The sequence below is a fragment of the Kosakonia sp. CCTCC M2018092 genome, assembly GCF_003864115.1.
GTDB lineage: Bacteria > Pseudomonadota > Gammaproteobacteria > Enterobacterales > Enterobacteriaceae > Kosakonia > Kosakonia cowanii.
In genome coordinates, this window is record NZ_CP034225.1 from 863,911 (window position 1) to 885,451 (window position 21,541).

Consider the following 21,541-nt stretch of genomic DNA (forward strand, 5'->3'; position numbering starts at 1 on the left):
ACATTATGCTCACCCGACTGCGAGAGATTGTTGAGAAAGTTGCCAGCGCGCCACGTCTTAACGAAGCGCTGGAGATACTGGTTACCGACGTTTGTCTGGCGATGGAAACCGAAGTATGTTCGGTCTATCTCGCAGATCACGACAGGCGCTGTTTCTATCTTATGGCGACGCGCGGTTTGAAAAAGCCGCGCGGCCGCACTGTTACGCTCGCATTCGATCAAGGTATCGTCGGCCTGGTAGGCAGGCTGGCGGAGCCTATCAACCTTGCCGACGCGCAAAAGCACCCCAGCTTTAAATTTATCCCCTCGGTGAAAGAGGAGCGTTTTCGCGCCTTTCTCGGCGTGCCGATTATTCAGCGCCGCCAGCTGCTTGGCGTGCTGGTGGTGCAGCAGCGCGAAATTCGCCAGTACGACGAGAGCGAAGAGTCCTTCCTTGTTACCCTCGCCACCCAGATGGCGGGTATTCTTTCCCAGTCTCAGCTAACCGCCCTGTTCGGCCAGTATCGTCAGACGCGTATTCGTGCGCTGCCTGCCTCGTCCGGCGTGGCGATTGCTGAAGGGTGGATGGACCAAACGCTGCCGTTGATGGAGCAGGTTTACCCGGCTTCAACGCTGGATACTTCCCTTGAGCGGGAGAGGTTAACCACCGCGCTGGAAGAGGCGGCGAATGAGTTTCGTCGCTACAGCAAACGCTTCTCCGCTGGCGCGCAAAAAGAGACGGCGGCGATCTTTGATCTCTATTCACACCTGCTCTCCGATGCACGTCTTCGCCGCGAACTGTTTGAAGAGGTCGATCGCGGCGTGGTCGCCGAATGGGCGGTAAAAACCGTTATTGAGAGCTTTGCCGCGCAGTTTGCCGCCCTCAGTGATGGCTATCTGAAAGAGCGCGCGGGCGATCTGCGCGCCCTCGGCCAGCGCCTGCTGTTCCATCTCGATGACAATATTCAGGGGCCGAATAGCTGGCCTGAACGCTTCGTGCTGGTGGCAGACGAACTCTCTGCAACGACGCTTGCCGAGTTGCCCCATGACAGGCTGGCGGGCGTGGTGGTGCGCGATGGTGCCTCCAACTCCCATGCCGCGATTATGGTGCGCGCGCTGGGCATCCCTACGGTTATGGGGGCCGATATTCAGCCTTCGGCGCTGCATCGGCGGACGCTGATCGTCGATGGTTATCGCGGCGAGCTGCTGGTGGATCCTGAACCGGTACTGCTGCAGGAGTACCAGCGTCTTATCACGGAAGAGAATGAGTTAAGCCGTCTTGCCGAAGATGACGTTAACCTCGAAGCCCGCTTAAGCAGCGGCGAGCGGGTTAAAGTGATGCTCAACGCCGGGTTAAGCCCTGCCCACGAAGAGAAGCTGGGCAAGCGAATCGACGGCATTGGGCTCTACCGCACCGAAATTCCCTTTATGTTGCAAAGCGGTTTTCCCTCCGAAGAGGAGCAGGTGGCGCAGTATCAGGGCATGTTGCAGATGTTCAACGACAAGCCGGTGACGCTGCGTACGCTGGATGTTGGCGCCGATAAGCAGCTTCCCTATATGCCGATCAGCGAAGAGAACCCTTGCCTTGGCTGGCGCGGCATTCGTATTACCCTCGATCAGCCGGAGATCTTCCTGATCCAGGTGCGCGCAATGCTGCGGGCAAACGCCGCGACCGGCAACCTCAGCATCCTGCTGCCGATGATCACCAGCATTGATGAGGTCGATGAGGCGCGCAGGCTGATAGAGCGTGCCGGGCGGGAAGTGGAAGAGATGATCGGTTATGCCATCCCGAAGCCGCGCATCGGCGTGATGCTGGAAGTGCCCTCGATGGTGTTTATGCTGTCGCACCTGGTTAACCGCGTCGATTTTATCTCTGTCGGCACCAATGACTTAACCCAGTACATTCTTGCTGTCGATCGTAACAATACCCGCGTGGCGAACATGTACGACAGCCTGCACCCGGCGGTGCTGCGCGCGCTGGCGATGATTTCAGGCGAGGCTGAACGGCTGGGCATCGATCTCTGTTTATGTGGCGAAATGGCCGGCGATCCGATGTGCGTCGCGCTGCTGATTGGTATGGGCTACCGGCATCTTTCCATGAATGGTCGCTCGGTGGCGCGTATTAAATATTTGCTGCGCCGCATTGATTGCGAAGAGGTTCAGGCGCTGGCACAGCGTGCGCTGGAGTCCCAACTGACAACCGAAGTGCGCCACCAGATTGCCGCTTTTATGGAGCGACGCGGCCTCGGCGGGCTGATCCGCGGCGGGATTTAAGCGACGGTTCATTATGCCCACAGAGCCGGTCTTTCGGCTCTGCGGGCAATATGCCTGATGGCGGCTTCGCCTTATCAGGCCTACCAGGGCAGACCTGTGTTATCGAACGGATAAAAATTGTTTTGTAGGCCGGATAAGCGCAGCGCCATCCGGCAGAGATTACGCCCCGGGCTTTGCCGTTCGTAGGCCGGATAAGCGCAGCGCCATCCGGCAGAGATTACGCCCCGGGCTTTGCCGTTCGTAGGTCGGATAAGTGCAGCGCCATCCGGCAGAGGTTACGCATCTGGCTTGGCCGTTCGTAGGCCGGATAAGCGCCAGCGCCATCCGGCAGAAATTACGCATCTGGCTTGGCCGTTCGTAGGCCGGGTAAGCGCAGCGCCATCCGGCAGAGGTTACGCATCTGGCTTTGCCGTTCGTAGGCCGGATAAGCGCAGCGCCATCCGGCAGAAGTTACGCCCCGGGCTTTGCCTTTCGTAGGCCGGATAAGCGCCAGCGCCATCCGGCAAGGGTTCTGCGCAGAATCTCCGGCCTGTGCCGTTTCGTTTATACATAACTTTTACAACATAGCGGCAACCTGCCTGGTGTGCCTTATGCTATGATTCGCAGCTTTGGAGCGGCCGCCAGGCGCGACCGCGTCGGTGTACCGCTGTCCACTTTCGGCGGAATAACAACAAGTTGTGGTGACAGATGAACAGTGGCTATCTGCATTTTCCGGATTTTGATCCGGTGATTTTCTCCATCGGACCCGTATCCCTGCACTGGTACGGTCTGATGTATCTGGTCGGTTTTGTTTTCGCTATGTGGCTGGCAACTCGCCGGGCTAACCGCCCGAATAGCGGCTGGACCAAAAATGAAGTTGAAAACCTGCTCTACGCAGGCTTCCTCGGGGTGTTCCTCGGTGGTCGTCTCGGCTACGTGCTGTTCTATAATTTCCCGCTCTTCCTCGACGATCCGCTCTATCTCTTCCGTGTATGGGACGGCGGTATGTCCTTCCACGGCGGCTTAATCGGCGTGATCGTGGTGATGATCATCTTTGCTAAACGCACCAAACGAAGTTTCTTCCAGGTCGCCGACTTTATCGCGCCGCTGATCCCGTTTGGCCTCGGCGCGGGTCGCCTGGGTAACTTCATTAACGGCGAGCTCTGGGGCCGTGTCGATCCCTCCTTCAAATACACCATGCTATTCCCCGGCTCGCGTGCGGAAGATATGGCGCTGCTGCCTTCTCATCCGGAGTGGCAATCGATTTTTGATACCTACGGCGTTCTGCCGCGCCACATGTCCCAGCTCTATGAACTGGCGCTGGAAGGCGTGGTGCTGTTTATCATTCTTAACCTCTTTATCCGTAAACCTCGCCCGACCGGCGCGGTCTCCGGCCTGTTCCTGATTGGCTACGGCGCGTTCCGTATCATCGTTGAGTTCTTCCGCCAGCCCGACGCCCAGTTTACCGGCGAGTGGGTGCAGTACATCAGTATGGGGCAGATCCTCTCCATTCCAATGATTATTGCAGGTGCCATCATGATGATCTGGGCGTACCGCCATCGTTCGCCGCAACACGTTTCCTGAGGAACCATGAAACAGTATTTAGAGTTGATGCAAAAGGTGCTTAACGAAGGCACCCCGAAAAATGACCGCACCGGGACAGGCACGCTGTCTATTTTTGGCCATCAGATGCGTTTTAATCTGCAGGACGGCTTCCCGCTGGTGACCACCAAGCGCTGCCATTTGCGTTCAATTATTCATGAGCTGCTATGGTTCCTGCAGGGCGATACCAACATTGCCTACCTGCGTGAGAACAAGGTCTCTATCTGGGACGAATGGGCCGATGAAAATGGCGATCTGGGCCCGGTCTACGGCAAACAGTGGCGCGCATGGCCGACGCCGGACGGCCGCCATATCGATCAGATTTCAACGGTCATTGAGCAGCTGAAAAACGATCCTGACTCGCGCCGCATTATCGTCTCGGCGTGGAACGTCGGCGAACTGGACAAAATGGCGCTGGCTCCGTGCCACGCTTTTTTCCAGTTCTATGTGGCAGATGGCAAGCTCTCTTGCCAGCTCTACCAACGTTCGTGCGATGTCTTCCTCGGCCTGCCGTTCAATATCGCCAGCTACGCGTTGCTGGTGCATATGATGGCGCAGCAGTGTGATCTTGAGCCGGGTGACTTTGTCTGGACCGGCGGCGACACGCACCTCTACAGCAACCACTTAGAACAGACGCGCTTGCAACTGACCCGCGAGCCGCGCGCGTTGCCGAAGCTGGTTATCAAACGTAAACCCGCTTCACTGTTTGATTACCGTTTCGAAGACTTCGAGATCGAAGGCTACGATCCGCACCCTGCGATCAAAGCGCCGGTCGCTATCTGACCTCGCTCAGCCTGACACAACCGGCGCGTTAACGTGCCGGTTTTTTTTGCCTGCAAATCGTTTTTTCGGCACAGCTTCCAGGCTTTATGTAACCCGCTGCAATCCTCTTTTTTCCTTGCGTAACGCCTCGTAAACCTGCCTTTTCTCCCTCGACGAATAACGTCCCCGGCGACAGACTGCCGCCATGAAAAAAGAAGATGGCTTTACCTTGATTGAAACCCTTGTTGCCGTGGCGCTGATTGTCATCCTCAGCGCAGCGGGGATCTCCGGCTGGCAGAGCTGGCAAGCACAGCAGCGGCTGTGGCAAACCGCCCTGCAGGCGCGCCATTTCCTTGAGCGCTTGCGGGAAGAGGCCAACTGGCATAACCAGTCGCAAGTTATTTACAGCGTGCAGGAAGGGGATCAGTGGTGCTTGCTTAACGCACCGGCGGCGCGTTGCTCAGCGCAGCAGTCTTTAATGATGCGTCCGGCCTGGCCGGACGTCGCACTGGCTGATGTCACACCGTCGCTCGGCTTTTATGGTTTACGCAACAGCGCCTGGCCCGGGCATATCCGCCTGCGCAGCAGCGCCGGTGAGTGGCGGGTGGTAGTTTCCGCATGGGGAAGGATCAGAATGTGTCAGCCTGGGGGAGGGAGTGTATGTTAAACGGTCAGCGTGGTTTCTCCTTGCTGGAGACGCTGCTGGCGATGGCCATCGGTAGCGTCCTGCTGCTTGCTTCCGCCCGCTTTCTGCCCGGGCTACAAATTGCCCTTATGCAGCACACCCGGCTGCAGACCATCGAGGATGACCTCTGGCAGCGGCTGCGTGCAGTCGGCAAGCACCTCCAGCGCGCGGGTTACTGCAATGGGAGTTGCAATGGTCAGCCGCTTTTTATCAGCGCCAAAGGGGAGTGCGTTATTGCACAGTGGGATGCCAATAGCAACGGTCGCTGGGAGGGCGCACCCAGTAATGACGCTGAACAAACGGCCTTTCGCCTGCAAAACGGCGCGCTCGAAACGCTACGCGGCGCGACCTCATGCAGCGGGCGAGGGTGGGAAAAAGTCACCGATCCGGCGCAGATGCACGTCGAGCGCTTTAGCGTGACCCAGCGCCAGACGGCAGGCTTTGCGCCACAGCTTACCATTCTGCTTGCCGCCAGCCTGCCGGGTGCCGCTGAGAAAAGGGTAAGCGGCGAGCTAACCGTCACCGGGTATAACCTGTGAATCGGCAGCGCGGCGTATCCTCCCTGGCGCTGGTGCTTCTGTTGCTGCTGCTGGGCAGCCTGATGCTCAACGGTCTTAATCAGCAGCTAACCAGCCATATCTGGCGGGTCAATCGTGAAGGGCAGGGGATACGCAGCAGCGCAGCGGTCTCATCGGTGATGGAGGCGGCGCGGCACAGGCAATGGCCGTCAGAGCCTGCGTTGCAGTGTCTGCCACCTGCCGCAGAGCATGTGCGAAGCTGCCTGCGTATTTTTGCTGATGGCTCTGCCTTGCTGATCGCCGCCAGCGCAGAGGCCGCATTATGGCGGCTTGGGCGCGTAGAGGGTGAGACGGTTCGTTTCTTGCCCCACGGCTGGAGCGATTTCTGCCCCATTAAGGAGAGTGCATTATGTCAACTTCCCTGAACCGGGAGCGGGGTTTTAGCCTGACGGAAGTCCTGCTGGCGATGGTGCTGATGGTGATGGTGGTCACTGCCCTTGGCGGGTATCATCGCGCGCTGTCCGCCGGGTTTTCAGCCACCAGCCAGTGGCGACAGCTCTGGCGCTATGCATGGCAGCAGGCTCAACCTCACGCGACGCCGCTCCCTGAGGGCTGGCAGGTTTCACGGGGGCAGACAACAACGGAAGGATGTGTCAGCATCAACGTCACCGTTATCTCGCCGCTGGGCAGGCAGGGGAAAATGACGCAACTTTTTTGCCCAAATAGTCAGTAGCCAGGAGCAAGTATGTTAAGGGTTTATCACTCCAATCGTCTGGATGTGCTTGAAGCACTGATGGAGTTTATCGTTGAGCATGACCGGCTCGACGATCCCTTTGCGCCGGAAGTGATCATGGTGCAAAGCACCGGTATGGCGCAGTGGCTGCAGATGACCCTGGCGCAAAAATTTGGCATCGCCGCCAATATCACCTTTCCGCTGCCCGCCAGCTTTATCTGGGAGATGTTCGTTACCGTCCTGGAGGATATCCCCAAAGAGAGCGCCTTCAACAAACAGAGTATGAGCTGGAAGCTGATGTCGCTGCTGCCTGCACTGCTGGAGCATGAGGACTTTGCCATGCTGCATCACTATCTCCACGATGATGATGACAAGCGCAAACTGTTCCAGCTCTCCTCACGCGTGGCGGATCTTTACGATCAGTACCTGGTTTATCGCCCGGAGTGGCTGACGCGCTGGGAGGCGGGAGAAAGGGTCGATGGGCTGGACGACGCGCAGCGCTGGCAGGCACCGCTCTGGCGCGCGCTGGTTGAACATACGCGCGAGTTAGGCCAGCCCCACTGGCACCGCGCCAACCTGTATCAGCGCTTTATCTCCCGGCTTGAATCGGCGAAAGAGCCGCCTGCCGGGTTGCCTGCCCGCGTCTTTATCTGCGGCATCTCCGCGCTGCCGCCCGTCTACCTGCAAGCCCTGCAGGCGCTGGGCAAACATATTGATGTGCATCTGCTGTTTACTAACCCCTGTCGCTACTACTGGGGCGATATCAAAGATCCGGCGTTTCTCGCAAGGCTGGTCACGCGCCGCCGCCGCCATCACCGGGATGACCGCCAGTTTCCTCTTTTCCGCGATACGCAAAGCGCGGAAGGTCTGTTCAATGGCGAAGGCGAGCAGGATGTGGGTAACCCACTGCTGGCCTCCTGGGGCAAGCTCGGGCGTGACAACATCTTTCTGCTGGCGGGGATGGAGCGTTATGAAGAGCTGGATGCCTTTGTCGACATCACCCCGGGCTCGCTGCTGCAAAACCTGAAGTACGACATCCTTGAGCTGCAAAACAGCGCGGTAGCTGGCGTCACGGCAGAAGAGTTCGCGCGCAGTGATAAAAAGCGCCTGCTCGATCCAGAGGATCGCAGCGTTACGGTGCATATCTGCCACAGCCCGCAGCGGGAAGTGGAAGTGCTGCACGATCGTCTGCTGGCGATGTTGGAGGAGGATCCTGAACTGACGCCGCGCGATATCGTGGTGATGGTGGCAGATATCGACAGCTACAGCCCCTATATTCAGGCGGTCTTTGGCAGCGCCAGCGGTGAGCGCTACATTCCCTATGCGGTATCGGACCGCCGCGCACGTCAGGCTCATCCCGCGCTGCAAGCCTTTATCAGCCTGTTATCCCTGCCGGACAGCCGCTTCGTCTCGGAAGATGTGCTGGCCCTGCTGGATGTACCTGTGCTGGCGGCCCGCTTCAACATTACCGAAGAGGGGCTGCGCTACCTGCGCCTGTGGGTAAATGAGTCCGGCATTCGTTGGGGGATGGATGATGACAACGTCCGCGAACTCGAACTGCCGCCAACCGGGCAGCACACCTGGCAGTTTGGCCTGACGCGTATGCTGCTCGGCTACGCCATGGAGAGCCACCGGGGCGAGTGGCAGTCAATTCTTCCTTATGACGAGTCGAGCGGGCTGATTGCGGAACTGGTCGGCCACCTGGCCTCGCTGCTGATGCAACTCAATATCTGGCGTCGGGGTCTTGCCGAAGAGCGTCCGCTGGAGGAGTGGCTACCGGTCTGCCGGGAGATGCTTAATGACTTCTTCCTGCCCGATCAGGAGACCGAAGCCGCACTGGCGCTGATTGAGCAGCAGTGGCAGGCGATCATCGCCCAGGGCGTTGGCGCGAGCTATGGCGAAGCGGTCCCGCTCTCGCTGCTGCGTGATGAACTGGCTCAGCGTCTCGATCAGGAGCGCATTAGCCAGCGCTTCCTCGCTGGCCCCGTCAATATCTGTACGCTGATGCCGATGCGCTCGATCCCATTCAAAGTGGTCTGCCTGCTGGGGATGAACGACGGGATCTATCCGCGTACGCTTCCTCCGCTCGGCTTTGATCTGATGAGCCAGAAACCGCAGCGCGGCGATCGCAGCCGCCGTGATGATGACCGCTATCTCTTCCTGGAAGCGCTCATCTCCGCCCAGCAGCAGCTCTATATCAGCTATATAGGCCGTTCGATCCAGGATAACAAAGAGCGTTTCCCTTCGGTGCTGGTGCAGGAGCTGGTGGACTATATCGGCCAGAGCCACCATCTGCCGGGTGACGAGGCGCTCAACTGCGACGAAAGCGAGCGGCGGGTGAAGGCACATATCACCCATCTGCATACCCGCATGCCGTTCGATCCGGCTAACTATACGGTGGATGAGTGGCAGAGCTATGCCCGCGACTGGCTGCCCGCCGCCAGCCTGCAGGGCGAAGAGCATCTGCCTTTTATCCAGACGCTGGAGACGCCAACGCTTGAGACGCTGGCCTTTGACCAGCTTCAGCGCTTCTGGGCCCACCCGGTGCGCGCCTTCTTCCAGATGCGTCTGCGGGTCAATTTCCGCCCTGAAGAGAGCGATATTCCTGACGCCGAGCCCTTTATTCTTGATGGCCTCGATCGCTACCAGCTTAACGACGAGTTATTGAATGCGCTGGTTGAAGAGCAGGACGCGGAAAAACTGTTTCGCCGCTATCGGGCTGCGGGTGTGCTGCCATACGGGGCGTTTGGTGAAATTGTCTGGGAGACGCAGTGCAAAGAGATGCAGGCGCTGGCCAGCCGCGTTATTGAGCATCGCCAGCCGGCAGACAGTCTCGAAATTGACCTGCATTGCGCGGGCGTTCACCTCACCGGATGGCTGGCCCATGTGCAGCCGGACGGGCTGCTGCGCTGGCGTCCATCGCAGCTGAAGGTCTCCCAGGGGCTGCAACTTTGGCTGGAACATCTTGTCTACTGTGCCAGTGGCGGAACGGGAGAGAGCCGTCTCTTTGTACGTAAAGATGGCCAGTGGCGCTTCCCGGCGCTGCCGCCTGAAGAGGCGTTGCGCTACCTGGCGTTGATGATCGAAGGCTACCGCGAAGGGATGGCGAAACCCTTGCTACTGCTACCGGAAAGCGGCGGCGCGTGGATAAAAGCCTGTTATGACGCGGCAAATGATGCCATGGTAAAGGACGACGAGACGTTGCAAAAAGCGCAGAGCAAATTTTTGCAGGCCTATGAAGGCAACATGGTGGTCAGCGGAGAAGGTGCCGATGTCTGGTATCAGCGTCTGTGGCGAACCCTGGAGCCGGAGTACTTCGCGGAGATTACCGCGCAGGCGCAGCGTTTCCTGTTACCGCTTTATCGACACAATCAGCCCGCCTGACGGTATAAAAATTGCGCAGAGGGGAGCCATCCCTTATTAAGCGCGACGGTCACGGACTGATATAACACGCGTGCTGGCGCTGTCAGCACACATTTACCTGCTGTCCCGGTGATTATCGGGGGAGCAGGAAAAGTTAATGATGAGGTTCGTGAATGCCCCGCAGCACCTGGTTATCTATCTTCGTTCTGTTTTTTGCCCTGTGGGCGCCACTCAGCCAGGCTGAGACCGGCTGGCAGCCTGTTAAAGAGACTATCCGTAAGAGCGACAAAGATACGCGGCAGTATCAGGCGATCCGCCTTGATAACGGCATGGTCGTGCTGCTGGTCTCGGATGCGCAGGCGGTCAAATCCCTTTCCGCGCTGGTTGTCCCGGTCGGCTCGCTCGAAGATCCCGATAGCCATCCAGGCCTTGCTCACTATCTTGAGCATATGACGCTGATGGGGTCGAAAAAGTATCCGCAGCCAGACAGCCTCGCTGAATACCTCAAAATGCACGGCGGTAGCCACAACGCCAGCACAGCACCTTATCGCACCGCTTACTATATGGAAGTGGAGAACGACGCGCTGGACGGCGCCGTGGATCGTTTAGCGGATGCCATCGCCGAGCCGCTGCTGGCAAAGAAGTACGCCGAGCGGGAGCGTAACGCGGTCAACGCGGAGCTGACCATGGCGCGTACCCGTGACGGCATGCGCATGGCGCAGGTGAGTGCGGAGACCATTAACCCCGCTCACCCCGGCGCGCGCTTCTCCGGCGGCAACCTTGAAACCCTCAGCGATAAACCGGGCAGCCCGGTGCATGACGCGCTGCTGGCGTTTCGCGATAAGTTCTACTCGGCCAACCTGATGAAAGCGGTGATTTACAGCAATCGCCCGCTTAACGAGCTGGCGACGCTCGCGGTGCAGACCTATGGCCGGGTTCCCAACAAAAATATCACCCGGCCTGAGATCACCGTGCCGGTGGTAACGGACGCGCAAAAAGGCATCATTATTCACTACGTGCCGGAAGTGCCGAACAAGGTGCTGCGCGTTGAGTTTCGTATTGATAACAACACCGCGGCCTTTCGCAGCAAAACCGACGAGCTGATTACCTATCTGATTGGCAACCGCAGCCCGGGCACGCTCTCGGACTGGCTGCAAAGCCAAGGGCTGGTTGAGGGGATTCGCGGCGATTCCGACCCGGTAGTCAACGGTAACAGCGGTGTACTGGCTATCTCCGCCACCCTGACGGATAAAGGGCTGGCGAACCGCGATCGGGTTGTCGCCGCCATCTTCAGCTATCTGCAACTGCTGCGCGAAAAGGGAATCGATAAACGCTATTTCGACGAGCTGGCGCACATTCTCGATCTCGATTTCCGCTACCCGTCGATCACCCGCGATATGGATTACGTTGAGTGGCTTGCCGACACGATGATCCGCGTGCCGGTTGCTCACACCCTCGATTCCGTCAATATTGCTGACCAGTTTGACGCTAAAGCGGTGCAGGCGCGTCTTGATGAGATGACGCCGCAAAACGCGCGTATCTGGTATATCAGCCCCGATGAGCCGCACAACAAAAAAGCCTACTTTGTTGATGCCCCTTACCAAGTGGAGAAAATTACGCCTGAGCGCTTTGCCGCCTGGCAAAAGGATGAAGCAGGGATCGATCTCAAATTCCCGGAGCTTAACCCCTACATTCCGGATGACTTCTCGCTAATTACCCCGGCGAAAAAATACACGCACCCGGAACTGATTGTTGATGAACCGGCGCTGCGCGTGGTTTATATGCCGAGCCGCTACTTCGCCAATGAGCCGCGTGCGGATGTCAGCGTGGTGCTGCGTAATCCGCAGGCGATGGACAGCGCGAAAAATCAGGTGATGTTTGCCTTAAATGATTACCTGGCAGGGCTGGCGCTCGATCAACTCAGTAACCAGGCCGCGGTCGGCGGCATCGGTTTCTCCACCAATGCCAATAACGGTTTGATGCTGAATGCCAACGGCTACACGCAGCGCCTGCCGCAGCTCTTCAGCGCCTTGCTGGAGGGGTATTTCAGCTATACGCCCACCGAGGAGCAGCTGACGCAGGCGAAATCCTGGTACAGCCGGATGATGGCCTCGGCGGAGAAGGGTAAAGCGTTTGACCAGGCGATTATGCCGGTGCAGATGATCTCGCAGGTACCCTATTTCCCGCGCGAAGCGCGCCGTGCGCTGCTGCCGTCGATCACCGTGCAGGACATTCTCCATTATCGTGATGCGCTGAAGCACAACGCCCGCCCGGAGTTCCTGGTGGTGGGTAACCTGAGCGAACAGCAGGCGAAAGATCTGGCCCGCAACGTGCAAAAACAGCTTGGCACCAGCGGTAACGAATGGTGCCGTAACAAAGACGTGCTGGTGGATAAAAAGCAGAACGCCATGTTTGAGAAAGCGGGCAACAGCACCGATTCCGCGCTGGCTGCCGTCTTTGTGCCGACCGGCTTCGATGAGTACAGCAGCTCGGCGTACAGCGCGATGCTCGGGCAGATTGTGCAGCCGTGGTTCTACAACCAGCTGCGTACCGAAGAGCAGCTCGGTTATGCCGTCTTTGCTTTCCCCATCAATGTTGGCCGCCAGTGGGGAATGGGCTTCCTGTTGCAGAGCAATGAGAAGCAGCCCGCCTGGCTCTGGGAGCGCTATAAAGCCTTCTTCCCGACCGCTGAAGCGCGCCTGCGCGCGATGAAGCCGGAGGAGTTTGCGCAGATCCAGCAGGGTGTCATTGCGCAAATGCTGCAAGCGCCGCAGACATTAGGCGAGGAGGCTTCCAAATTGAGCAAAGATTTCGATCGCGGCAATATGCGCTTCGATTCACGTGATAAAGTAGTGGCCCAAATAAAAGCGCTGACGCCGCAAAAACTTGCGGACTTCTTCCATCAGGCGGTGGTTGAGCCGCAAGGTATGGCGATACTGTCACAGATCTCCGGAAGCCAGAGCGGAAAAGCCGATTACGCCCGGCCTGACGGCTGGAAGGTGTGGAAGGACGCCAGCGCTTTGCAGCAATCCTTACCTTTGATGAGCGAGAAAAATGAGTGAAACGACCGCTGAGACCCTTGATCCCCTGCGCCTGCCGCTTACCGGCGAGCGCCTGATTGAAGCCTCGGCGGGCACCGGTAAAACCTTCACCATCGCCGCGCTCTATCTGCGGCTGTTACTCGGGCTTGGCGGCAATGCCGCCTTTCCCCGCCCGCTCAACGTCGAAGAGCTGCTGGTGGTCACCTTCACCGAAGCGGCGACAGAAGAGCTGCGCGGGCGTATTCGCAGCAACATCCACGAGCTACGCATCGCCTGCCTGCGCGAAAGCAGCGAAAACCCGCTCTACGCCAGCCTGCTGGCAGAAATTGAAGATAAACAGCAGGCCGCCCACTGGCTGATGCTGGCGGAGCGGCAGATGGATGAAGCCGCGGTCTTTACCATCCACGGTTTTTGCCAGCGCATGCTCAGCCTCAACGCCTTCGAATCCGGCATGCTGTTTGAACTGAAACTGCTGGAAGATGAAACCCTGCTGCGCTACCAGGCCTGCGCTGACTTCTGGCGTCGCCACTGCTACCCGTTGCCGCGCGACATTGCGCAGGTGATCCACGATTTATGGAAGGGGCCGCAGGATCTGCTCAGGTCCATCGACCGCTATTTGCAGGGCGAAGCCCCGCAGATCAAATCACCGCCGCCGGAGGAGGAGACCCTCGCGTCGCGCCATGCGCAGATTGTCTCGCAGATCGATGCGGTGAAACGTCAGTGGCTCGACTCCGTGAATGAGCTGGAGCCGCTGCTGGAAAACTCCGGCATTGACCGGCGCAAGTTCAACCGCGGCAACCAGGGCAAGTGGATTGAGAAGATCTCCGCCTGGGCGCAGGAGGAGACCAGCACCTATCTGCTGCCGGACGCGCTGGAGAAGTTCTCGCAGGCGTTTCTTGCCCAGCGCACCAAAGCGGGCGGCGTGGTGCCGGAGCATCCGCTGTTTGTCGCCATCGAAACGCTTCTGGCGCAGCCGTTGACTCTGAGCGATCTGGTGCTGACCCGCGCGATGCGCGAAATCCGCGACGCGGTCGCAAAAGAGAAGCGCCGCCGCGGCGAGCTCGGTTTTGACGACATGCTCAGCCGGCTCGATCACGCGCTGCAAAGCCCGAACGGCGAGGCGCTGGCTGCGGCTATCCGCACCCGTTTTCCGGTGGCGATGATCGATGAATTTCAGGATACCGACCCGCAGCAGTACCGCATCTTTAGCCGTATCTGGCTGAATCAGCCCGAGTGTGGCCTGCTGTTGATTGGCGATCCCAAACAGGCGATCTACGCTTTTCGCGGCGCTGATATCTTCACCTATATGAAAGCGCGCGACGAAGTGAGCGCCCGCTACACCCTCGACACCAACTGGCGCTCGTCGCCGGGGATGATCGCCAGCGTCAACCGGCTCTTTAGCCAGATGGACGACGCGTTTATGTTCCGCCAGATCCCCTTCCTGCCGGTGAAAGCGGCTGCGCGAAACAGCGGGCTGCGCTTTGCGGTAAAAGGGGAAACCCAGCCGTCGATGAAGCTGTGGCTGATGGACGGCGAAGGCGTGGGCGTGGGTGATTACCAGAGCTTTATGGCCCAGCTCTGCGCGATGCAGATCCGCGACTGGCTTAGCGCCGGGCAGAGAGGCGATGCGCTGCTCTACGAAGGGGAGAAAGCGCGGCCGGTAAAAGCCTCGGATATCACTGTGCTGGTGCGCAGCCGCCATGAAGCATCGCTTATCCGCGATGCGCTGACGCTGCTCGGCATTCCCTCTGTCTACCTCTCCAACCGCGACAGCGTGTTTGAAACGCCGGAAGCGCAGGAGCTGCTCTGGTTGCTGCATGCGGTGCTGACGCCGGAGCGTGAAAACACGCTGCGCAGCGCGCTGGCAACCTCGATGCTCGGGCTGACGGCACGCGATATCGACGCGCTCAATCTTGATGAAGATGCCTGGGATCGGGTGGTTGAAGAGTTCTCTCACTACCGCGAGCTGTGGCAAAAGCGCGGCGTAATGGCGATGCTGCGCACGCTGATGAGTGCGCGTAACGTGGCGGAAAACCTGCTCGCCACGCCCGGCGGAGAGCGTCGTTTAACCGATATTCTGCATGTCAGCGAACTGTTGCAGGAAGCGGGCACGCAGCTTGAAAGTGAGCACGCACTTACCCGCTGGCTGACGCAGCATATCGCCGAGCCGAACACCAGCGCCGCCAGCGAGCAGATGCGTCTGGAGAGCGATAAGCACCTGGTGCAGATTGTCACCATCCACAAATCGAAAGGCCTTGAGTATCCGCTGGTCTGGCTGCCATTTATCGCCAACTTCCGCGTACAGGACCAGGGTTTTTACCACGATCGCGCCTCGTTCAACGCGGTGCTCGATCTCAGCCATGCCGAAGAGAGCATTGAGCTGGCGGAAGCGGAGCGGCTGGCGGAGGATTTACGCCTGCTCTATGTGGCACTGACCCGTTCGGTGTGGCACTGCAGCCTTGGCATTGCGCCTCTGTTTCGCCGTCGTGGCGAGAAGAGCGGGCCCACCGATTTCCACCTCAGCGCGTTGGGTCGTCTGATCCAGAAGGGCGAGGCGCTGGACGCCGCCGGGCTGCGTCAGGCGCTGGCAGAGATCTGCAATGAAGAGATTGTGCTGGCGACGCCGCCCACGCCGGACACTGAGCGCTGGGAGTTACCGCAGCCGCAGCCCCCCGCGCTCAGCGTGCGCGAAGTGATGCGCCGGGTCGCCGATGACTGGCGCGTGACCAGTTACTCCGGCTTGCAGCAGCGCGGTCATGGCCTTGCTCAGGATCTGCTCCCGCGTCTGGATGTCGACGCCGCAGGCGAGCGCGAGGTGCAGACACAGCCGATGCTAACGCCGCACGAGTTTCCGCGCGGCGCGGCACCTGGTACCTTTTTGCACAGTCTGTTTGAAGATATTGATTTCACCCAGCCGGTATCACCGGAGTGGGTGGCGGAAAAGCTGCTGGTGGCAGGATATGAAGAGCACTGGCAGCCGGTGCTGAGCAACTGGCTGGAGACGGTGCTGCACGCGCCGCTCACCGCAGCCGGGGTCTCTCTTAGCCAACTGACGGCTAAAGATAAACAGGTTGAGATGGAGTTTTATCTGCCCATCAGCGCCACGCTGAGCGCAGAGGCGCTCGATGGGCTGATCCGCCGCTACGATCCGCTATCGGCCGGATGCGCGCCGCTCGATTTTCGCGACGTGCGCGGGATGCTAAAGGGCTTTATCGACCTGGTGTTTCGCCATCAGGGGCGCTACTACCTGCTCGATTACAAATCCAACTGGCTCGGCGAAAACGCGCAGGCCTATACGCAAGAGGCGATGGCGGCGGCCATGCAGTCCCATCGCTACGATTTGCAGTACCAGCTCTATACCCTGGCGCTGCACCGCTATTTACGCCACCGCATCGCCGATTACGACTATGAGCGCCATTTCGGCGGTGTGATCTACCTCTTTTTACGCGGCGTGGAGGCGCAGCAACCGGAGCAGGGGATTTTCACCACCCGCCCGGAGGCGCAGCAACCGGAGCAGGGGATTTTCACCACCCGCCCGGAGGCAGCGCTGATCGCCCGCATGGATACCCTGTTTGCAGGTGAAGTACCGGAGATGACGCCATGAATGTGCAGGCTTTACTGCAAGAAGCGATGGAGCAGAAGCTGCTGCGTCCGCTGGACGTGCAGTTTGCCCTGACGGTGGCTGGCATGGAAGAGCCCGCCCTGCTGCTGGCCGCCGCGCTGCTGAGCCGCGATGCCGGAGAGGGGCACGTCTGTCTGCCGCTCTCGCGCCTGACGCCCGAGGTGTTCGGCGCTGATTCGCCGCTCGCCCGCCAGCTGTTTGAAATGGCCGGCCCGCCCGACGACTGGCAGGCGCTGCTGCTTGCCTCGCCAGCGGTTGGCGACGGCAGCGGCGCGACGCCGATTATTCTGCATGACGCACGCCTCTACCTGAACCGTATGTGGTGGAACGAGCGGCGCGTTGCGGAGTTCTTTGCCGCCCAGGAAAGCGTTGATGAGGCGGATGAAGCCCGGCTTTCAGAGGCGCTGGCCTCACTCTTTCCGCCAGACAATGAAGCCGATGTGAACTGGCAAAAAGTCGCCGCCGCCGTGGCACTCACCCGGCGAATTTCGGTGATCTCCGGCGGGCCGGGAACCGGTAAAACCACTACCGTGGCGAAGCTGCTGGCGGCGCTGGTACAAACGCTCAATGGTAGCCGCTGCCGTATCTGCCTGGCTGCGCCCACCGGTAAAGCCGCCGCGCGGTTAACCGAATCCCTCGGCAACGCGCTGCGCCAGCTTCCCCTTGATGAGGCGCAAAAAGCGCTGCTGCCGGATGAGGCCAGCACGCTGCACAGGCTGCTCGGTGCGCAGCCGGGAAGCCAGCGCATGCGCCATCACGCCCTCAACCCGCTGCATCTGGACGTGCTGGTGGTGGATGAGGCGTCAATGATTGACCTGCCGATGATGTCGCGGCTGATTGACGCTTTGCCGCCGCGGGCGCGGGTGATCTTCCTCGGCGATCGCGATCAGCTGGCCTCCGTTGAGGCGGGTGCGGTGCTGGGGGATATCTGCGCCTGGGTAAACGCCGGGTACAGCGCGACGCGCGCGGCGCAGCTCTCACGGTTAACCGGCGCGGAAGTGCCCGCAGGTGAAGGTGAGGCAGCAACCGCGCTGCGTGACAGCCTCTGCCTGCTGCAAAAAAGTTACCGCTTCGGCAGCCACTCCGGCATCGGGCAACTGGCCGCCGCGGTTAACCGGGGTGATAAGCGCGCCACGCAGGCGGTCTTCAGCCAGGGCTTTGAGGATATCGAGCGGAAATCGCTTAACAGCGCCGAGGCGTATCAGGAGATGATTGACGACGCGCTGGCGGGGTATGGGCACTATCTCTCACTGGTGCAGGGCAACGCCGAGCCGGAAGCGATTATCGCCGCCTTCGGCGAGTACCAGTTGCTCTGCGCGCTGCGCGAAGGGCCGTTTGGCGTCAGCGGGCTGAATGAGCGGCTCGAGCTGGCGCTGGTGCGTCAGCGTAAAATTACCCGCCAGCCCTTCTCGCGCTGGTATCACGGCAGGCCGGTGATGATTTCGCGCAACGACTCCGCGCTGGGGCTGTTCAATGGTGATATCGGTATTGCGCTGGATCAGGGGCAGGGGATGCGCGTCTGGTTCCCGTTGCCGGGCGGTAAGATCAAGTCGGTGCAGCCGAGCCGTTTGCCGGAGCATGAAACCGCCTGGGCAATGACGGTACATAAATCACAGGGTTCGGAGTTCGATCACGCCGCGCTGATCCTGCCTGCGCAAAACGTGCCGGTGGTGACGCGCGAGCTGGTTTACACCGCGATTACTCGCGCACGTAAACGGCTCTCGCTCTATGCCGATGAGCGCGTGCTGGGGCAGGCGATTGCTACCCGCACCGAGCGGCGCAGCGGACTTGAAGCGCTGTTCAGCGCCCTGAAATAAAACGCCCCGCATAGGGCGGGGCGTGAATCAGGTCAGATCGGCCATCAGCACTTTTGAGCGCCGCTGGTAGTTGTACATCTGCTTTTTGGTTTCAGGCAGCGAGTCGATATCCACCGGCGTAAAGCCGCGCTCCTGGAACCAGTGAATGCTGCGGGTGGTGAGCACAAACAGCTTGCTGAGTCCCATCTGCCGCGCCTGCAACGCAATACGCTCCAGCAGCGCTTCGCCGCGTGACGAGCTACGATAATCAGGATGCACGGCCACGCAGGCCATCTCGCCAATCTTCTCTTCCGGGAAGGGATAGAGCGCCGCGCAGGCGATAGTCAGGTTGTCGCGCTCAATGATCGTGAACTTATCGATCTCCATCTCCAGCTGCTCGCGGGAGCGGCGCACCAGGATGCCCTGCTGTTCCAGCGGGCGGATCAGTTCCAGAATGCCGCCGATATCGTTAATGGTGGCGCGGCGGATCTGCTCGGCGCTCTCCATCACAATCTGCGTACCAATACCGTCGCGGGAGAAAAGCTCCTGCAACAGCGAGCCATCTTCCTGATAGCTGATTAAGTGGCTGCGACGCACGCCGCTGCGGCATGCTTTTACCGCGCCGCGCAGGAAACGCACGGTGCCGGAGTGGTAGTCGCCGCGCTGCTCCAGCTCTTCGACACGCGCCTGCGCGTCGTTAGGGAACAGTTCTGAAACAATCTCACCTTCATCATTCATCACACCCTGCGACGAGCAAAAGCCGATCATCTTCTCCGCTTTCAGCTTGATCGCCAGCTGGGTGGCAATCTCTTCGGAGGTGAGGTTAAAGCTCTCTCCGGTGACGGAAACCGCAACCGGCCCCATCAGCACAATCGCGCCGCTGTCGAGCTGGCGGTGGATCGCCTCTTCATCAATACGGCGAATGCGGCCGCTGTGGCAGTAGTCAACGCCGTCATCAACGCCCAGCGGCTGCGAAATAATAAAGTTACCGCTGACCACATTGATATGCGCGCCCTGTAACGGCGTATTGTTGAGGCTCATCGACAGCCGCGCAGTGATATCCAGCTGCAAAAGCCCTGCGGCCTGTTTCACCAGTTCAAGGGTTTTGGCGTCGGTAACGCGGGTGTGTTTGTGGTAGATCGGTTCGTGGTGATGTTCAGCAAGGTTGGCGTCGATTTGCGGGCGCGCGCCATAGACTACCACTAGCCTGATCCCGAGGCTATGCAGCAGGCCGATGTCGTTGACAATGCTGGAGAAGTTTTCATGCTCGATGGCTTCACCCCCGAGCATAATGACGAATGTCTTTCCCCGATGGGCGTTGATATAGGGAACGGAATGGCGAAATCCCTGCACCAGTTCGGTTCTGCGCTCTTTGACCACGGCCTGTCCTCACTGCATGATTATTCGTAAAAAGTGTATTTTTATTCTTTTATTGCCTTCGCTGCAAGCACAAATTTTCTTAACCCAGGATTCTCCCGTCTTTGTGAAGCATAGCGCCAGACATATGTTTACCCTTTAAAAGATGACAGTTTATGCATCATTCGCTAAAGTTTTCCGTCAATTCTGACGTTAAGCATTATTTAAACAAATTGCTCGGGAGAAGCATGTCGGGAAGTCATTCAGCGCTGAGCCGCCGCAAATTATTACAGGGTGCGGGGGCGATGTGGTTATTAAGCGTGAGCCAGGTTGGCCTGGCCGCCGTCAGTCAGGTGGTCGCCGTGCGCGTCTGGCCTGCGTCGAGCTATACCCGTGTGACGGTGGAATCGAACCGCGTGGTGAAGTACAAACAGTTCGCCTTGAGCAACCCCGACCGCCTGGTGGTGGATCTGCAAGGCGTTCACCTCAACTCCGTGCTTAAGGGCATGGGAACGCAGATTCGCAGTGACGATCCCTTTATCAAATCAGCCCGCGTGGGTCAGTTCGATCCGCAGACGGTGCGCATGGTGTTTGAACTTAAGCAGAATGTGAAACCCCAACTCTTTGCGCTGGCGCCGGTCGCAGGCTTCAAAGAGCGTCTGGTGATGGATCTCTATCCGGCGAATGCGCAGGATGTGCAGGATCCGCTGCTGGCGCTGCTTGAAGAGTACAACCAGGGCGATCTTGATAAGCAGGTGCCGCCCGCGCAGAGCGGCCCGCAGCCGGGCAAAGCCGGGCGCGACAGGCCAATTGTGATCATGCTCGATCCCGGTCATGGCGGCGAAGATCCGGGGGCGACGGGGAAATATAAAACCCGTGAGAAGGATGTGGTGCTGCAAATCGCTCGCCGTCTGCATGCGCTCATCGAGAAAGAGGGCAATATGAAGTCCTATATGACCCGCAACGAGGATGTCTTTATTCCGCTGAAGGTGCGGGTGGCGAAAGCGCAGAAGCAGCGCGCCGACCTCTTTGTCTCGATTCACGCCGATGCCTTTAGCAGCCGCCAGCCGCACGGTTCGTCCGTTTTCGCGCTGTCGACCAAAGGGGCGACCAGTACGGCGGCGAAATATCTGGCGGATACGCAGAACGCGGCGGACTTGATTGGTGGCGTAAGCAAAAGCGGTGACCGCTATCTCGATCACACCATGTTCGATATGGTGCAGTCGCTGACCATCAACGACAGCCTGAAGTTTGGCAAAGCGGTGCTTAATAAGCTGGGGCGCGTCAATAACCTGCACAAGAACAGCGTCGAGCAGGCGGGATTTGCGGTGCTGAAAGCGCCGGATATCCCGTCGATTCTGGTTGAGACGGCGTTTATCAGTAACGTGGAAGAGGAGCGTAAGCTCAAGACCGCAAAATTCCAGCAGGAAGTCGCAGAGTCGATTCTGGCAGGGATTAAAGCCTACTTCGCGGATGGCGCGACGCTGGCGAGAAGGGGATAACAGAATGGCGCCGAAGGGCGCCATTTTTTTGTCTTGTTTGCTGCGCGGTTTTACAAACGCCAGAAACAAAAAAACACCCGTTAAGGTGTTTATTGTGTTGGTTGCGGGGGCCGGATTTGAACCGACGACCTTCGGGTTATGAGCCCGACGAGCTACCAGGCTGCTCCACCCCGCGTCCGTCTGTTTACACTTCCATCATGTAAACTTTTTCTTTCTTCCACATTTTAATTGGTTGCGGGAGCCGGATTTGAACCGACGACCTTCGGGTTATGAGCCCGACGAGCTACCAGGCTGCTCCATCCCGCGTCCGTGGAAGCGCACTATACGCCG

13 protein-coding genes and 2 tRNA genes are annotated in these 21,541 nt (G+C 59.2%); 12 read left to right on the top strand and 3 right to left on the bottom strand.

What is annotated here, in order from left to right; translation table 11 throughout:
• Positions 1-5 precede the first annotated feature (5 nt).
• The 11 genes from ptsP (at position 6) to recD (ending at position 18,374) form a co-directional block, all read left to right on the top strand.
• Entirely contained in the window at positions 6-2,252 is a 2,247-nt protein-coding gene (gene ptsP / locus EH164_RS04025; RefSeq protein WP_023481129.1) for a phosphoenolpyruvate--protein phosphotransferase, read from the top strand.
• A gap of 687 nt (positions 2,253-2,939) precedes the next feature.
• Positions 2,940-3,815, top strand: coding sequence for a prolipoprotein diacylglyceryl transferase (gene lgt, locus EH164_RS04030; protein WP_042713403.1), 876 nt, complete (start codon positions 2,940-2,942; stop codon positions 3,813-3,815).
• A 6-nt stretch (positions 3,816-3,821) separates the two neighbouring features.
• Entirely contained in the window at positions 3,822-4,616 is a 795-nt protein-coding gene (gene thyA, locus EH164_RS04035; RefSeq protein ID WP_124967376.1) for a thymidylate synthase, read from the top strand.
• A gap of 184 nt (positions 4,617-4,800) precedes the next feature.
• Positions 4,801-5,262: a prepilin peptidase-dependent protein gene (locus EH164_RS04040; RefSeq protein ID WP_124967377.1), complete on the top strand. Its 462-nt coding sequence runs from the start codon at positions 4,801-4,803 to the stop codon at positions 5,260-5,262.
• Positions 5,256-5,819: a prepilin peptidase-dependent protein gene (locus EH164_RS04045; protein ID WP_124967378.1), complete on the top strand. Its 564-nt coding sequence runs from the start codon at positions 5,256-5,258 to the stop codon at positions 5,817-5,819. Before EH164_RS04040 ends, EH164_RS04045 begins: the two co-directional genes overlap by 7 nt.
• Entirely contained in the window at positions 5,816-6,223 is a 408-nt protein-coding gene (locus tag EH164_RS04050; protein ID WP_124967379.1) for a DUF2509 family protein, read from the top strand. The genes EH164_RS04045 and EH164_RS04050 overlap by 4 nt, the downstream gene beginning before the upstream one ends.
• On the top strand, positions 6,208-6,531 hold the full coding sequence (locus EH164_RS04055) for a prepilin-type N-terminal cleavage/methylation domain-containing protein (RefSeq protein ID WP_124967380.1): 324 nt from the start codon (positions 6,208-6,210) through the stop codon (positions 6,529-6,531). Before EH164_RS04050 ends, EH164_RS04055 begins: the two co-directional genes overlap by 16 nt.
• Before the next feature lie 12 nt (positions 6,532-6,543).
• Positions 6,544-9,915 (top strand): exodeoxyribonuclease V subunit gamma, encoded by a 3,372-nt coding sequence (gene recC, locus EH164_RS04060; protein WP_124967381.1) that lies wholly within the window; start codon positions 6,544-6,546, stop codon positions 9,913-9,915.
• 152 nt (positions 9,916-10,067) lie between these two features.
• Positions 10,068-12,956 carry a pitrilysin gene (gene ptrA, locus EH164_RS04065; RefSeq protein WP_124967382.1) on the top strand — a complete coding sequence of 963 codons (2,889 nt, stop codon included), beginning with the start codon at positions 10,068-10,070 and terminating at the stop codon, positions 12,954-12,956.
• Positions 12,949-16,539, top strand: coding sequence for an exodeoxyribonuclease V subunit beta (gene recB, locus EH164_RS04070; RefSeq protein WP_124967383.1), 3,591 nt, complete (start codon positions 12,949-12,951; stop codon positions 16,537-16,539). The genes ptrA and recB overlap by 8 nt, the downstream gene beginning before the upstream one ends.
• Positions 16,536-18,374 carry an exodeoxyribonuclease V subunit alpha gene (gene recD / locus EH164_RS04075; RefSeq protein WP_124967384.1) on the top strand — a complete coding sequence of 613 codons (1,839 nt, stop codon included), beginning with the start codon at positions 16,536-16,538 and terminating at the stop codon, positions 18,372-18,374. Before recB ends, recD begins: the two co-directional genes overlap by 4 nt.
• Before the next feature lie 27 nt (positions 18,375-18,401).
• Here the strand turns inward: recD and argA are convergent, their stop codons facing one another.
• Positions 18,402-19,733, bottom strand: coding sequence for an amino-acid N-acetyltransferase (gene argA, locus EH164_RS04080; protein ID WP_023481070.1), 1,332 nt, complete (start codon positions 19,731-19,733; stop codon positions 18,402-18,404).
• Positions 19,734-19,957: 224 nt separating this feature from the next.
• Between argA and amiC the strand changes: the two genes are divergently transcribed.
• On the top strand, positions 19,958-21,211 hold the full coding sequence (gene amiC / locus EH164_RS04085; RefSeq protein ID WP_023481090.1) for an N-acetylmuramoyl-L-alanine amidase AmiC: 1,254 nt from the start codon (positions 19,958-19,960) through the stop codon (positions 21,209-21,211).
• A gap of 98 nt (positions 21,212-21,309) precedes the next feature.
• Here amiC and EH164_RS04090 read toward each other — a convergent pair.
• A tRNA-Met gene (locus tag EH164_RS04090) sits at positions 21,310-21,386 on the bottom strand.
• A gap of 54 nt (positions 21,387-21,440) precedes the next feature.
• Positions 21,441-21,517, bottom strand: a tRNA-Met gene (locus EH164_RS04095).
• Between the last annotated feature and the right edge of the window lie 24 nt (positions 21,518-21,541).

Coding starts and splice junctions, on each gene's coding strand:
- thyA (WP_124967376.1), top strand. CDS start 3,822: ATGAAACAGTATTTAGAGTTGATGCAAAAGGTGCTTAACGAAGGCACC.
- recD (WP_124967384.1), top strand. CDS start 16,536: ATGAATGTGCAGGCTTTACTGCAAGAAGCGATGGAGCAGAAGCTGCTG.
- lgt (WP_042713403.1), top strand. CDS start 2,940: ATGAACAGTGGCTATCTGCATTTTCCGGATTTTGATCCGGTGATTTTC.
- recC (WP_124967381.1), top strand. CDS start 6,544: ATGTTAAGGGTTTATCACTCCAATCGTCTGGATGTGCTTGAAGCACTG.
- EH164_RS04040 (WP_124967377.1), top strand. CDS start 4,801: ATGAAAAAAGAAGATGGCTTTACCTTGATTGAAACCCTTGTTGCCGTG.
- recB (WP_124967383.1), top strand. CDS start 12,949: ATGAGTGAAACGACCGCTGAGACCCTTGATCCCCTGCGCCTGCCGCTT.
- EH164_RS04055 (WP_124967380.1), top strand. CDS start 6,208: ATGTCAACTTCCCTGAACCGGGAGCGGGGTTTTAGCCTGACGGAAGTC.
- ptsP (WP_023481129.1), top strand. CDS start 6: ATGCTCACCCGACTGCGAGAGATTGTTGAGAAAGTTGCCAGCGCGCCA.
- ptrA (WP_124967382.1), top strand. CDS start 10,068: ATGCCCCGCAGCACCTGGTTATCTATCTTCGTTCTGTTTTTTGCCCTG.
- EH164_RS04045 (WP_124967378.1), top strand. CDS start 5,256: ATGTTAAACGGTCAGCGTGGTTTCTCCTTGCTGGAGACGCTGCTGGCG.
- amiC (WP_023481090.1), top strand. CDS start 19,958: ATGTCGGGAAGTCATTCAGCGCTGAGCCGCCGCAAATTATTACAGGGT.